The 14,195-nt window shown below is 48.9% G+C and carries 18 protein-coding genes, 1 tRNA gene and 1 pseudogene; 13 read left to right on the top strand and 7 right to left on the bottom strand.

Annotated features, from left to right (window positions below; translation table 11 throughout):
- Positions 1 to 9: 9 nt before the first annotated feature.
- A pseudogene (locus P304_RS15235) lies at positions 10 to 801 on the bottom strand (IS256 family transposase); the annotation flags it as partial.
- A gap of 93 nt (positions 802 to 894) precedes the next feature.
- On the opposite strand from P304_RS15235, the gene P304_RS0110650 reads away from it, so the two are divergent.
- From P304_RS0110650 to P304_RS0110590, 12 genes are all read left to right on the top strand, one after another.
- Positions 895 to 1,365, top strand: a complete 471-nt coding sequence (locus tag P304_RS0110650; RefSeq protein WP_152514536.1) for a 3'-5' exonuclease — start codon at positions 895 to 897, stop codon at positions 1,363 to 1,365.
- A 52-nt stretch (positions 1,366 to 1,417) separates the two neighbouring features.
- Complete coding sequence (locus P304_RS16305; protein ID WP_051321614.1) at positions 1,418 to 1,786, top strand: hypothetical protein; 369 nt, start codon at positions 1,418 to 1,420, stop codon at positions 1,784 to 1,786.
- Entirely contained in the window at positions 1,786 to 2,526 is a 741-nt protein-coding gene (locus tag P304_RS15225) for a hypothetical protein (RefSeq protein WP_051321613.1), read from the top strand. Before P304_RS16305 ends, P304_RS15225 begins: the two co-directional genes overlap by 1 nt.
- Positions 2,527 to 2,582: 56 nt before the next feature.
- Positions 2,583 to 3,089, top strand: coding sequence for a hypothetical protein (locus P304_RS17285; RefSeq protein WP_201766958.1), 507 nt, complete (start codon positions 2,583 to 2,585; stop codon positions 3,087 to 3,089).
- Positions 3,090 to 3,545: 456 nt separating this feature from the next.
- Positions 3,546 to 3,680, top strand: a complete 135-nt coding sequence (locus tag P304_RS17475) for a hypothetical protein (protein WP_269077613.1) — start codon at positions 3,546 to 3,548, stop codon at positions 3,678 to 3,680.
- 157 nt (positions 3,681 to 3,837) lie between these two features.
- Complete coding sequence (locus P304_RS0110625; protein ID WP_027390516.1) at positions 3,838 to 4,077, top strand: hypothetical protein; 240 nt, start codon at positions 3,838 to 3,840, stop codon at positions 4,075 to 4,077.
- Positions 4,074 to 4,676, top strand: coding sequence for an FAD-dependent thymidylate synthase (gene thyX / locus P304_RS15220; protein ID WP_051321612.1), 603 nt, complete (start codon positions 4,074 to 4,076; stop codon positions 4,674 to 4,676). The genes P304_RS0110625 and thyX overlap by 4 nt, the downstream gene beginning before the upstream one ends.
- 128 nt (positions 4,677 to 4,804) lie before the next feature.
- Positions 4,805 to 5,080, top strand: a complete 276-nt coding sequence (locus P304_RS0110615; protein WP_051321615.1) for a DUF6378 domain-containing protein — start codon at positions 4,805 to 4,807, stop codon at positions 5,078 to 5,080.
- Positions 5,081 to 5,203: 123 nt separating this feature from the next.
- Complete coding sequence (locus P304_RS0110610; RefSeq protein WP_027390514.1) at positions 5,204 to 5,677, top strand: hypothetical protein; 474 nt, start codon at positions 5,204 to 5,206, stop codon at positions 5,675 to 5,677.
- Positions 5,678 to 6,314: 637 nt separating this feature from the next.
- Complete coding sequence (locus P304_RS17280; RefSeq protein ID WP_201766957.1) at positions 6,315 to 6,593, top strand: ASCH domain-containing protein; 279 nt, start codon at positions 6,315 to 6,317, stop codon at positions 6,591 to 6,593.
- A 232-nt stretch (positions 6,594 to 6,825) separates the two neighbouring features.
- Positions 6,826 to 7,095, top strand: a complete 270-nt coding sequence (locus P304_RS0110595; protein WP_027390512.1) for a hypothetical protein — start codon at positions 6,826 to 6,828, stop codon at positions 7,093 to 7,095.
- 5 nt (positions 7,096 to 7,100) lie between these two features.
- A complete protein-coding gene (locus P304_RS0110590; protein ID WP_027390511.1) occupies positions 7,101 to 8,246 on the top strand; it encodes a tyrosine-type recombinase/integrase in 1,146 nt (381 codons plus the stop codon).
- 15 nt (positions 8,247 to 8,261) lie between these two features.
- On the opposite strand, the gene P304_RS0110585 is transcribed toward P304_RS0110590, so the two are convergent.
- Positions 8,262 to 8,336: transfer RNA gene (locus P304_RS0110585), tRNA-Val, on the bottom strand.
- Between the two features lie 157 nt (positions 8,337 to 8,493).
- Here P304_RS0110585 and P304_RS15215 point away from each other — a divergent pair.
- The gene (locus tag P304_RS15215) at positions 8,494 to 9,921 is read left to right on the top strand and encodes a methyltransferase RsmF C-terminal domain-like protein (RefSeq protein WP_051321611.1); all 1,428 of its coding nucleotides are present in this window, start codon (positions 8,494 to 8,496) and stop codon (positions 9,919 to 9,921) included.
- A gap of 12 nt (positions 9,922 to 9,933) precedes the next feature.
- On the opposite strand, the gene P304_RS0110575 is transcribed toward P304_RS15215, so the two are convergent.
- The 5 genes from P304_RS0110575 to P304_RS0110555 all read right to left on the bottom strand — a co-directional run bounded on the left by P304_RS0110575 (position 9,934) and on the right by P304_RS0110555 (position 14,167).
- Positions 9,934 to 11,838 (bottom strand): NAD(+) synthase, encoded by a 1,905-nt coding sequence (locus P304_RS0110575; protein ID WP_027390510.1) that lies wholly within the window; start codon positions 11,836 to 11,838, stop codon positions 9,934 to 9,936.
- Positions 11,835 to 12,422 (bottom strand): CvpA family protein, encoded by a 588-nt coding sequence (locus P304_RS0110570; protein ID WP_027390509.1) that lies wholly within the window; start codon positions 12,420 to 12,422, stop codon positions 11,835 to 11,837. Before P304_RS0110570 ends, P304_RS0110575 begins: the two co-directional genes overlap by 4 nt.
- Entirely contained in the window at positions 12,419 to 12,871 is a 453-nt protein-coding gene (locus P304_RS0110565; protein ID WP_027390508.1) for a GatB/YqeY domain-containing protein, read from the bottom strand. Before P304_RS0110565 ends, P304_RS0110570 begins: the two co-directional genes overlap by 4 nt.
- A 66-nt stretch (positions 12,872 to 12,937) precedes the next feature.
- Positions 12,938 to 13,285 carry a histidine triad nucleotide-binding protein gene (locus tag P304_RS0110560; RefSeq protein WP_027390507.1) on the bottom strand — a complete coding sequence of 116 codons (348 nt, stop codon included), beginning with the start codon at positions 13,283 to 13,285 and terminating at the stop codon, positions 12,938 to 12,940.
- A gap of 9 nt (positions 13,286 to 13,294) precedes the next feature.
- Positions 13,295 to 14,167 (bottom strand): DMT family transporter, encoded by an 873-nt coding sequence (locus P304_RS0110555; RefSeq protein WP_027390506.1) that lies wholly within the window; start codon positions 14,165 to 14,167, stop codon positions 13,295 to 13,297.
- Positions 14,168 to 14,195: the final 28 nt, after the last annotated feature.

The raw sequence follows: 14,195 nt of genomic DNA, 5'->3' as shown, positions 1-14,195 counted from the left end.
CAAAATTCAGCTATGTCTGACCATATGCACAATGCAGGTTTGCACTTGGGTGTTCGGATAAGCGGCTTCTATAGCTTCTGGGAACCCTTTTAAGCCGTCAACGCAAGCTATGAAAATATCCTTAACTCCACGGTTTTGTAGTCCGTTAAGAATACTAAGCCAGAACTTTGCCCCTTCATTTTCCGCGATCCACATGCCAAGAACTTCCTTTTGTCCCTCCATGGTGACAGCCAACGCGAGATACACTGCTTTGTTGATAATGTGTCCGCCTTGTCTCCCTTTCACCCTGATAGCATCCAGATAAACAATGGGGTAAACTTCATCAAGGGGACGGTTTTGCCATGATTTCACATCGTCAATCACAGCATCGGTTACTTGGGATATTAAGGTGGGGGAAACCTCCACACCATACATTTCTTCCAAGTGAACTTGAATGTCCCGTGTACTCATGCCCAGCGCGTACATAGAGAGGATTTTATCGTCAAAACCATGAAAACGGCTTTGACCTTTGGGGATAATTTTTGGCTCAAAACTGGCGTCGCGGTCACGGGGGACATTGATCTGAAGCTCACCAAACTCGCCGCTAATAGTCTTTGGATATTTGCCGTTGCGTGAGTTTCCAGCCTGCTTGTCTGACTTTCCATGTTTGGCATAGCCAAGATGGTCTGTCATCTCTGTCTGCATTGCACGCTCTACAAGTCGCTTCGTTAACTCTTTGAGTAGACCGCCTTCGCCTACAAGATCTTCAGGCTTTTTATAGTTGACAAGAAGCTGGTCGAGAAGTTCATCGGAAATGGCCATGGGATACTCCTTGAGATATGATCAGAATAGTATCTTAAATGGCCACTTACACAAAATATTTTACACACTCTCAGTTGGACGCACCAGCATTTGGTGAATGCAGGATTTGATATCTCATGGCTGACTATGTTGCCCGTGATAGACACGCTGGAAATCGCGCGTAAGCTCGGACACACGAAGAAAAACAACCTCAATGCGCTGTTGGAACATCACGATATAGCGCGCGACGGCGACGCTCACCGCGCACTTTCGGATGTAGTGGCGCTCAAAGATTACTACTTCAAAGTAATACATGGGAACGTTGATTATACTGCAAAGACATTCATTGAGCATGTGGAATACGAGATCGAGGAGTATTTGCCAAGCGTGCTGCATGATCTGCCGCAGCTAGTCAGCGACGGCGGCGAAATGAAGTTCAGCTATTCCGACAAAAAAGGAGCTGTGACCGAACGAGCAATAACGCCATACGGCTGGGCAAGAACGGCAAAAGGATTGATGATTCACGGACTCTGCCATCTTCGGAACGAGCGACGAAGTTTCTACGCAGAAAATATCACACGCTAAGTCACCAACGCCCCGCATTCGCGGGGCTTAATTTTTTTCAGGAGGTATTTCGATGGATACTATCAAGCTCCATGAGTTGGCTATGGGAGGATTGCAGGAACGATTCAGTCACGAACTCGAACGTGTAATTTCCAACATAGCAGACGAAAACACACCGCCAGATAAAGTGCGGGAAATTACGATCAAAGTGAAGCTCAAGCCGAACAAAGAGCGAACGCGGGTAGCAATCGAAAACCATGTGACAACAAAACTTGCACCGTATGATCCAGTGACCACCATTGGACATATCGCCCATCACCGTGGCCGCAGCTACCTGCTAGAAATTGACCCAACGCCAGTGCTGCCAATCACACCGGAGGCAGAAGAGCATAACCGTAAAATCACGCAACTTGACACAAAAACCGCCGCAGGAGGCATGTAATGTTTGACAAGTCCACTATCGAAAAATTGCAAGAATTGACGATGCAAGCAGCAGATACAGAAACTATCGACGGGCGCGAATACTCACGGGCAAAACTGTATCCGGTATCGGAGCCATCACTCACAACAATCCAAACGTCAACACTGGAGTCGGTAGTTCAGTATATTGCAGATAACATCGACGGCTTGACGGACAAGTTATTCCTGCATGTGATTGATCCTACGCGCGTCGCCGTTTACACCAGCGCACGAAAGCAATGGCGCGACCGCGAAACGCCGATACTCGCTATTGCTCCTGAGCAAAAACATTTCTTTCAGAATGAATTGAGTATTGAACAATTCATTGTATGGCTTCAAGCCGGATTCGTTCAGGACGAAATGACCGCGCAAATCTTGAAGCTGGTCGGTAATATAACCAGTACTGCCGTGCAAAATTGGGATGATGATGGAATAACGCAGGCAGTCAGCGCAAAAGTCGGCCTGACGCTCAAGCAAACTGAGCCGGTGCCGAACCCCGTCATACTGCGCCCATTCCGCACTTTTACCGAAGTTGAGCAGCCTGCCAGTCGTTTTGTGTTGCGACTGAAAACCAACGGCGAAAAACCGCCAACGGTACTTTTGACCGAAGGCGACGGTGGTGCGTGGAAGAAGGCTGCAATGGATAATATTGCCGCGTATTTCAAGAAGCATGACTGCATGGAACCTTCAATCGACAACAGGAACGTAATCATTTTACAGTAACCGCATCGCTTACCGCCCGGTTAAGTGCCGGGCGGTGACTACGGGAGGAAGAATGAATGAGCACCGCGACAATAAAATCGGTTTGTCTGGGCGAGAAAGTTGAAGACATCGAAGAGTTGCGGAACAGCCACGGTTCAGCACCGGTTATTTGGGATGATTTATGGCCACTATACAAACGCGCCGATATGCCGGCACACCAGCGCTCCGTGCTGTTGATGACCTACGAGCCAGACTGGAGCTTGTACTGGAACGCCTACGTTAAAGCTTCCAAATGGAAGACATTTAACTACTCCGAGTTAGACAACGAAATTATTATTGCAACCGCGATGCCGGCGCGGGTGGAGGGTGCAGGAATGAAGCGCAAGCCTACTGGATTCGTTGCGAAATGCCAATGCGGCGTGATCGTCGGCGCGATGGACTATGATCGTACAGACCGCAAAGACGCAGGCCAGATACTTGGCAAATGGCTGCACGACGGCTGCACGGTTGAGCCGCAATTTGCGGGGACGTGGAGCGTTACGGTTAAAGCATGCCGGTGCGAATTGGCTGCATACCCTGGTTGAATTACTCGGCGGTTTGTTATGCTCCAAATAAGGATTCTTAAATGGTTGACAGAATACTCTGTTTCTTCGGTGTGCATATTTTTTACGCGCCTCGGCTTATTTTAAGTGTTGGCCGAAAAACACACCACGAAGTAAGAAAATGCCGCAGATGCGGGAAGTCCGAAACTGTATTTAGCGGAACGCGGACTGAATGGTATGTGCGCCATGGTTTTAATGAGGAATAGTCGTCACAAAACAGCATCGCCCCCGGAAACGGGGGCTTAATTTTTTGGAGGATCCATGAACTGCGCATATTGCGGAAACGAAACGGCAGACACAATAGGCAGAACGCGCAGATATAACGCTGGGCTTGCTGTGTACTGCAACGAGTATTGCAGAATAAAAGCATCGCGAGAGCGAGCGAAAATTGAAAGAGTCAATAAGTTGATTGAAAGCGAATCTAAAAAAACAAAACAGATGATCGACGTAAAAAAAATTGATTGGCGATTACGTGAATCGGGGGAAAAGAAACTCCATCACAACATCGACCCGCGATGGACGGGAAAACAAATACCATACACAGCCGCGCGCGGCGCCGGAGGGATGCCGTGAAATGTGAACATTGCGGCAAGCCAGTACAATGGGCGCGTGGCTCCCGCGTGTACTGTAATGCTGAATGTCAGCAGAAAGAGAACGAGTTAATCGGCAAACGCCGGAAAGCGCGCGAACGGTACGCGCAGAACAAAAAAGTGAAAAGGAGATTGAGTAGATGAAAGAATTATATGAACTCAACGTTGCTGACCAGTGCCGCGCGTTAGGCATACAGGTGGGTGACACCATAGAAGGGATTAGTTGGCATACCACACGCCTTACTTTACTCTGGCTCGGTAATGAAGAAGCTGTATGGAGCATGACACATCGCGGTAGCGAAAGCACAACATGGTCAGAGCCTCGGGAAGTCGTAAATTGGTATTTAACATGCCGCGACTGGAAGAAGGTGAGTGAATGAAAGCCACCCTCCTCCAATGCACCGACTGGCGCAAAGCCGCGTATGCAGCGCGGACGTGCTACGACTCGCACGACAAGAGCGCACCGGAAAGCGATTTGAAGCTCCTACAGAACATCATCAAACGCGGGCATGACAGCGTTCTCGAATTTATCAATATTACGTGGGAGATTGAGTGTTCACGCGCGTGCAGTCATCAATTAGTGCGCCATCGTATTGCCAGCTATGCACAACAGTCACAGCGTTACGTGAAGCTCAATGCAGAAAACGAACAGTGGTATATGATGCCGCCGAAGATCGAACACCATCCCGACACAACGATTATTGCCGATTACGCAATACTCATGGACGACATTGAAAGATTCTATGGACGAATGGTTGCCGCAGGCATCCCGCCAGAAGATGCTCGGTACATACTACCCAACGCGACAAATACTGTGCTGACCGTAAGCATGAACCTACGGAGTTTTCGCAATTTCCTCTCACTACGACTCGAACGACACGCGCAATGGGAAATCCGAGGATTAGCAAATGAAATGCTCATCGCGCTTTACGAGTATCCAGAAGTGTCATTGTTGGCGACGCAGGGGGTGAAAGAATGAGCCTACAATACTGCTCCCGCTGCAACCGCTGGCACGATCCGAACAGAATGTGTGCGGATGTGGATTATGATGAATTTTCGGAGCAAAAGGAAATTGACTTATTGTTAAATTTAGCACAGGAGGAAGATATGCCGAACGCAAATGAAATCAGCTCCCCACGGTCACAAGTTCTATTCGAGGCAGAGCGCACCATCAACGGCGACCGCGACCAGCAATACGGCGCACCCGCCGTGGCGTTCGACCTGATTGCTAAATACTGGAGCGTCTATCTTGGTTGCGATGTTCTACCAAAAGATGTTGCACAAATGATGGTGCTTATGAAGCTGGCACGTGAACAGTTAAACACCAAACGCGACAATCTCGTTGACATGATTGGCTATGCCGCGTTGAGTGTTGAATTGTAGCCATTCAAATGACAGCCAAACAAGTAAACCCGCAGAATATAATATTTTGCGGGTTTTTTAGTCGGCATTTACTATTCCCATTCAAAAGAAAACCACACCTAAGCGAAAGGAGTTTCATTAGATATGACGCAACGATATCGCGCCGTGTTGTCGCTGGCACTCGCACACGTTTACATTCACTTTTACCACGATCAGATTTTCCCTTCAAAAAAAGAACTTGGCGAAGTGTATCGCGCAGTTACAGCACGTGAATCAATCGCCCACTTGCAATCCGCGATGGTAGAGGCAAGCCGAAAGTTGAAAACCGACCAACTGGAACATATGCAAAAGCGTGTGAAGGGATTGGGATTTGACGGTATGCGCCTGAGCGAATTACTCGCCGCAGGAATCATCGAAATGCAAAACGCGCAAGAGATCATCGAAGCGACGAAAAACAAAACAGAAAATGACTGGTCAGCGCTGTGGCGCATTCGGATGATGCTCGGAAAACTGAATAAAATCGCAGGATGCGGATTCAGGGACGGCCTCTATGTCGATGACGAACAAATCGAATATGTACTGAAAGCGAGGGAAAGAGTATGGCAGAAGATAGCGTGAAAGATGCAGCACATGATTTATTTGATGCTTTGCTATAGTAGCAGTTACAATGTTCGATCTCAACAAGACGACTCTTACCGTGGACGGGGAAACTCTTACTGTTTCAACGGCTTATGATGATATATTAAAACAAATTGAATTAAACGGTGAACAATGACCGAACGCAGACCAGATATAATGGATTACAGCACAAAATCTCCCGAAGTCGCAGCCTTCGCCAGCAAAAATCAAGATATGGAATGCCCGCACTGCCGCCACCGGTGGCCTATCCACCCGAATACAGTCGGTAGTGTCAGTTGGCACTGCCCTAATTGCGGGGAGAAATTTAGAGCACAGGGGAGGAAGTGAAATGCAGGAGAAGCCGATAATTTTTAATGATGAAATGGTACGCGCAATACTTGGAGGACGAAAGACACAGACGAGACGAATAGTGAAGCCGCAACCACATCCCTGTAATGAGCCATGGCCTGACCTACAGCCCGGTGACCGTCTATGGGTGCGGGAGGCATTCAGATTGTTTGATGCACAGGAAGAGTGTGCTTGCTACGACCTCTGTGTGTGTTCTAGGCACCACGGAAAGCCGGTTTATCGGGTCGATGAAGATTGCGGAGAAAGCAAATGGAAGCCAAGCATCCACATGCCCCGATGGGCTTCACGAATCACGCTGGAAGTCACTAACGTGCGAGTGGAGCGGTTGCAGGATATTAGCGATGTAGACGCGATTGCTGAAGGGTGTGACGATACACACATCACTGAAACACATCCGCCGTCACAGGCATTTAGAAAACCTACACCAAGAGAGGCGTTTCGGGTTCTATGGGATTCCATTTACGGCAAAAAAGACGGCTGTCCGTGGGTAGATAATCCTTTGGTGTGGGTGATAGAGTTTAAGGTACTGGGGGAACAAGTGAAATGAGCGAGAAACCTTCACTGGTGCAAGTTCAATTGGTAAACATTGAAGTAGCAAGAAGCGCTGATGAGTGCATTTTTTGCAGGTCGACTGGAGCAATAATCGCCATCAAGCGGTAATGCTGCATGGCGGCAAAACACCAGAAAGTTTATGTGATGCGCTGCTGATGCTTACTAGGCTTCTCAGGTCAGAAATAGCTAAAGGGCGTATATAAAATAACAACCTCAACAGGTGAACCATGCAACTCGAACGAATGATAGAAGAAATCGCAGAAAAGGCGGCTCGCAAGGCCGCCGAAATTGCGTTTAAGCCTACCATGATGACAAGAAAACAAATACAAGATGAGTTCAGCCTGAGCAATACGACAATTCATAATCTCATAGTTGATGGCGTTTTCCAGTACGGTATTCACTATATACAGCCAACAGGCATAAAGCAAACGCGCTGGATTTATCAAGCCGTGAATGATACGTTGCGCCGGACGCCTGCCACCACAGGGAAAGGTTGATCGTCATGGCATCATTACGGACAAAAAGCAACGGGAGCGAGCGCACCATATACGTTCGCTATTATCTAAGGGGGAAACTTCACGAACAGAAGACCGGGCATAAGTGCACAGGGAAACGCAAACCATGCAGGTGTCACGGATGCCTGAGCGCCGCCGTAATTTGCAGTGACATTGAACGGCAGATACGGAGTGGAACATTCGGTATTGAGCAGACACCGAATGACGACGCGGCAACGGCAACAAACATACTTATTGACGAGTATGTCACAACATGGCTTGAAATAAGGGAAGCCGTGTTGAGGCCAAAAACGATTGCCACGTATCGCGGTTTCGCCAACCATTGGATACTTGGGGAATTTGGAGGGCGGCAGGTGGCGCACATTAAGCCACTCGAAGTGCAACGATTTATTGCCAGATTGTCAAAGCAGTTGGCACCAAAAACCGTCAAGCACGTTGTTACCCTCCTCTCCACGATCCTGCTGGATGCCATACGCAATGGCGTCATTACTCGCAATCCAGTTGAAGGGGTGAAGTTGCCGCGAGTCATTCAGCGACAGCCAGACCCATTCGACCGCCAAGAGATTGACGCCATTCTGTCATGGATGAAGGAGCATAAGCCAAAGATGGCCGCATGGTGCGCGGTGAGTTTCTACACGGGCATGAGGACGGGCGAAGCCTTGGCGCTTCGGTGGGGTGATATTGATTTTCGTAAACACACGATCTCTATCCAGCGCACCACCGGAGGCGAAGGGACAAAGACTGGATCGGGCAGGACGGTTGATATTATCGAAGCACTTGACTCGTGGTTATCACAGCACAAGCTGCGTCACTTTGTTGGGCAAGATAGCATGTTTCCCATTGCTGCATATTCTGCCTTGGTGGAAAACTACTGGAAACCTTGCTTGAAGGCATTGGGAATCCGGTATCGCTCCATTTACAACACACGACACACATTCGTCTGCATGATGCTCGATGCAGGGGAACCGTTATCATGGATCAGGGATATGGTAGGACACACCGACCTAAGCATGATAACGAAGGTGTACGGCAATAAAATAAACCGCCCAACGGGTCGCGCCGGAGGACGGTTCAATGACAAAATATGGGAAGAATATGGGAAAGTTGAAAATCCTAAAGCGCAAACCATTTAGATACAAATAGTTAAATGGTGGGCGATACTGGGATTGAACCAGTGACTTCTACCATGTCAAGGTAGCACTCTCCCGCTGAGTTAATCGCCCTTACTTTCCAAACGGTCTGTGTGTATACTGCAAAATCACTTTTATGTAAAGGTGAAAAATTGGTTGTTACTCTTATGCAACACGGACGCAAGTTTCACTCATTGAGTTGCCAACAACATTACTCTTCACGAAACAATATCATCAGAGAGCATTGCTAATGAACCGCTGGAATATTTTTTGCAATTTTATCGAGAAAAACCTTGGCACTGACGCTCGTGCACTCACTGATTTCCTTGCCACTCCGACATATACCACACAGCGAGGTATCCGTTTCAACCCTGCACGGGCACTCCTCCCACACCAGCAAATCACTGACGCCCTTCAACAATGCGGCATTCACGTTGAAAGTTCTATTCCGTGGGAGCCACTTGGTTATTCGCACTCCTGCGCTACGCTTGGGTCGCATTTCCTGCATCATGCAGGCGCTTTTTATATCCAAGAACCTTCTGCCATGCTACCTGCTTCCTTACTGCCTCTACATGAAGGTGGCGTATACCTTGATTTATGCGCCGCACCGGGTGGAAAAACTTCGCAAATCTGCGGTCGCGCTATCGACCAAAAGTTGAATATCACGCTGGTCGCCAATGAAACCGTTGCCTCTCGGCACGCAGTGCTTACCAGCAACCTAGAACGCCTAGGACTTCTGTCGTACGTCTGCCCCGTCAATTTTACACCCGACACGCTTGCCTTAGAGCTCCCAGCATATTTCGACGGTATTCTTGTTGACGCCCCCTGTTCTGGTGAAGGGATGTTTGGCCGCGATCCACTGTCCATTGACCACTGGAGTCCTGAGCACGTCGAAAGTTGCGCCCAGCGTCAACTCGCCATCCTGCGCAGTGCAGTCGCCTTACTTCGTCCAGGTGGGCATATCGTTTACTCGACGTGCACAGTAAACTCGATAGAAAACGAAGCGGTTGTCGCTTGGTTTTTGCACGAATTTCCTGAATTTTCATCAGTTACACAAGAGCCACCAGCTGGAACACGTGCAGGAATCGACGGAATTGGCCTGCGTATTTGGCCGCAAGATGGCTCTGGCGACGGGCAATACTGTGCGCTATTACAACACGGCTCAAATTCGCCTGTGCCGCCACTCCAAAATCGCACGCCCATGAAAAGAGCAAAAACAACAGCGCCGACCTCAACCGAACAATCGCTTCTTAGCGAAGTCACAACGGGTGAATGGGTACAGCAAGAAAAAAACCATCTCCATAAAGTTGGCGATACACTTTTCTGGCTCCCCCCTGCTTGGAGAACGCTGCCTATTGCAGCGCGCGGCATTGCACTCGGTAAAATACGCGGGCAACAAAAAATCAGCTTTCTTCCCTCGCACACGCTCGCCATGCTTGACCTACCCACACTGCACACGCACTATTGCAAGCTGACGGAGCAAGAAGTCATTCGCTACATTCAAGGACACCCTTTGCAGCGCGACATAGCGCCGGCAACGGGATGGAAAATTGCGTGCGCACTTGAGGGCGCACCACTTGGCTGGATTAAGTGGCATGCGAATGGAGAAGGAAAAAATCATCTCCCCAGTGGACTGTATATGCGACGGCCGATGAACTTCGCAATGAACCAAACTTGAATCAGGTCAAGGTCACTCCAGCCAGAGTGCCACCGACGCGTCCGAAGGCATGCGCCAATCGCCACGCGGCGAAAGAGCAATGGTACCGACTTTCGGGCCATCGGGAATACAACTTCGCTTAAATTGCTGCGTAAAAAAACGGCGCAAAAACAGTTGATGCCAACGCTCTATTTCCGCTTCGGTGTAACGACCTTCAAAAGCCCTGGCCGCCAACAAACGAACCTTCTCAGGCGATGCGCCATATTTTACCGTGTGGTACAAGAAAAAGTCGTGCAGCTCATACGGGCCGATGACTTCTTCGGTTTTTTGCTGAATCTCTCCATTCGTGCCGCGCGGCAATAATTCGGGAGTAATCGGTGTATCAATGATCTGTTGCAGCACCGCGGCGATTTCCCCGCCGAGTTCGTCCGCCACCCATCCAATCAAATAACGGATCAATGTTTTCGGTACGCCACAGTTGACAGCATACATCGACATGTGATCGCCATTATAAGTTGACCATCCAAGGGCTATTTCGGAAAGATCACCGGTTCCGATGACAATGCCGCTCTCTTTATTGGCAATATCCATCAAAAGCTGTGTCCGCTCCCGTGCCTGCACATTTTCATAGGTCACGTCATGACACGTCGGATCATGCCCGATATCACGGAAATGTTGTTCGCACGCCGGAACAATGTCTATTTCACGCAGCTCAACGCCCAAGAGATGACACAGGCGACATGCTTGCTGATAGGTACGGTCGGTCGTTCCATAGCCGGGCATCGTGAGCGCCAGAATATCGTGCGACGGCTTACCTAGCAAACTACACGCGCGCTGCATTACCAGCAACGCGAGCGTCGAATCGAGACCTCCAGAAATTCCCACCACCAAACGCTTGGTGCGTGTGTGCGCTACCCGCCGCGCCAAGCCACTCGCCTGAATAGTCAGAATTTCACGACACCGTTCGGCACGTCGCAGTGGATCATGCGGAACAAATGGATGTGGATTCACGCTCCGGCGCAAGTTGGTTGGTGTCGGGACGCTTCCCAGTACGACTTTCCGAACATTCGGCACAGAATGATCGCCCAAAGAACTTTCGCTCACACGCGCGGCAAGCAATCGTTGTGTGTCGATATCACCCACCAATACGGTTGCACCACGGGCAAAACGTTCATTTTCGGCTAACATGACTCCATTTTCAGCAACCATGGCGTGACCACCATAGACAACGTCGGTAGTCGATTCCCCAACACCAGCCGAGGAATAAACATAGGCGCCTAGACAGCGAGCACTTTGCTGCGTCACAAGCGCACGGCGATAGTCAGCTTTTGCGACCAGTTCATTACTCGCAGAAGGATTAAACGTTATCAAAGAACCTGCAATAGCCTGATAAGAACTCGGCGGGATCACATTCCAAAGATCTTCACACAGCTCAATGCCAAACAATTCACCGGTACGCAAAGCAAACAGAAGATCAGTACCAAACGGGATGGGATCATGATATTCCGGCTCAACTACCGCCGCCGCAGGAAGCTGCCGCCCAGAAGTAAACCATCGTTTCTCATAATATTCACGCGTATTTGGGAGGAATGTTTTTGGAACGAATCCATGAATTTTTCCCCCTTGCACTACGGCGGCAACGTTCCACAAACGGCTATTCCACAAAAGTGGCATCCCGATAATCGCCACGGTTGCGAGATGTGCATGAGTTTTCGCCAGTTCAAGCAATCCATGCCAACAACGGTCAAGGAGTTTTTCTTGATAGAACAAATCACCGCAACTATACCCACACAATGTCAACTCGGGAAAGACGCACACTGCAACATGCTCTGACTCGCACTGCCGCCAGAGTGCCCCGATATTTTCACTATTTCGATCGACATCCGCCAGAGTTAGTGGCGGCACAACAGCAGCAACGCGAACCAGTCCGGCAATCATGGCAGTACATCCATCCGTGAAACTTGCGTTTTTTCGTTTACTTTTGCGCGCAATGATTCAAAAGGGACGCCATGCATGCTCCCGCTTGGAGGGAGCACAGATGCGACCATGTCATACAGTATCGGTGTCATCGCAACGAGATATCCCGCGTATGAACTTTTTTCAACCGAGTCGCCAACGCCCAGTTTATCCTGTGGCAGTGAAACGATCCCAGCAAGGACAACGCTCAACACAACGGCGCTTTTCGTCAACGCCAAAATACCGCCCGTAATTCGTCCCCCAGTTCGCCCAGCGCCCACCATCGAAAAACGGTGCAATAGGCTGCTGAGAATATTCAGGGTTGCCCACACGCTTAGAAAAATAACCACAAACGCTATCGTTTGATTGAGCGACACGTCCGTATTACGGGTAAATTGATCTTGTAAGAGTTCCGCCAAACGCGTGCCAAATAATCGCCCCGCCACAAAGGCAAGTATCAGCGACAGGAGACTGACCAATTCGCGCCACACTCCGGCAAGAATCCCCTTAATGGCAGCAAAGAGAAAGATGACGCCGAGAATAAAGTCAATCGTTTCGATGTTCACCCAAGAACCTCTTTCACAATACGGTTCACCAACCCACCATCAGCTTTGCCTTTTACCTGAGGCATGAGGATTTTCATAACGGCTCCCATGTCTTTGGCTCCAGTTGCTCCGCATTGTGCAACAGCTGTTTGTACGATAGCGCGAACTTCCTCTTCATCCATCTGCTTCGGTAAATAGCGCGAAATAATAGCAAGCCCTGAGCGCTCCTTTTCCACTAAATCATCACGCCCGGCAGCGAGAAACTGTTCGATAGAATCGCGCCTTTTTTTGGCTGAAGACTGAATAACCGCAATTGCCTCTTCGTCTGAAATCCCGACTTCACGTTTTTGATTATTCACTTCAAAATCTTTGAGTGCCGCCATCAAAAACCGGAGCGTTTCTACTGTTTCTTTCTCACGAGCCTTCATCGCATCTTTAATATCGCTATTGATTTGTTCTTTAATATCCATAAAAAGCCTCCAAAGATTTTCTTCGTAGTCAAATGAAGTATACCATAACAGCACGTGCGGTACATATCATCCTGCTGGCCAACTCATTGCTCGCCCCGCGAGGAGGTGCAAGTGGACATGGTACACTTCTTGCCCACCATCACGATTCGCATTAAACACCAGTCGATACCCCTTTTCCGCAAACCCCAGTGTTCGCGCTATTTGCCCCGCCACAACAAGCAATTTTCCCGCAATTAAAGCATCTTCCGTGGTGGTAAGATCCGCTACGGTTGCAATATGGTGCTTAGGGATAATCAGGATATGGTACGGTGCCGTCGGGTGAATATCGTGAAAAGCAAGGATCTCCTCATCCTCATAGACACGGTTACAAGGGATGGATCCCGCAATAATCTTACAAAAAATACAATCGCTCATACTACCCCCTTATCCAAGTCGAATCAGCACTGCTCCTACCACAATCAGCAGCGCACTCATGATTCTTTTTATACCAAAGGTTTCACGAAATATAAAGAAACCAAGTGCTACACCAAACAAAGTGCTTACCTGACGAAGCGCCGCGGCATAACTCGCTGGCATTTCCACTAACCCGCTACGGAAGGTAATAAAAGATACCATCATCGCGATCCCTCCGAACATCGCAATGGTTGGTTTTTCCTGTAATTCGCGCACCACGCGGCCAAATCCATTCGAAACCACCATCCAGATACAGTGGAATACCAGCATAAACAAACAGACATCAAAAGTGTACGCCGCAATAGCACCGTTCCCCACCCCCACTTTATCGGCTATAGCACCAAACGAGTAGACGAAGGCGGCAAGCAGCGCCATCAACACTCCATTATGGCGAATATTCCCTTGCACAAAGGTGCGCCAATGGAGACGGAATGTCCCTGTCTGAATCGTGACGGCTCCGTACAGGAGCAAACAAATGCCGCCAAAACCAATGAGGCTGACGTGTTCACCAAGGAAAAAATAACTCCAAATAGCAATATATATCGGTGCCGTAATCGTCAGCGGGTACACCTGAGAAAGATCACCCTGTCCATAGGCTAACGCCACACAGTATTGATAAAGAAAGAAGAAAAACCCCGAAACCAACGCCGCCAGTACAATAGGAATATGAAACACTTGCGATGTTTCACCAACCCACAATGTATGGCCACCCATCAATACAACCGCGACAACCATCATTAAAAGAATAGCACTCGGTTTATGATTTGCCCCTTTTAAAAACGTGTTCCAAAGTACATGCGATAATGCGCTCGCAATAATTAAGAAAAAACCATTTATGCTCATGACTCGTTTTTTGTCCTTTTTATTTTCC

This window comes from Chrysiogenes arsenatis DSM 11915 (assembly GCF_000469585.1).
Taxonomy (GTDB): domain Bacteria; phylum Chrysiogenota; class Chrysiogenetes; order Chrysiogenales; family Chrysiogenaceae; genus Chrysiogenes; species Chrysiogenes arsenatis.
This window is presented reverse-complemented; position numbering and strand designations above follow the sequence as displayed.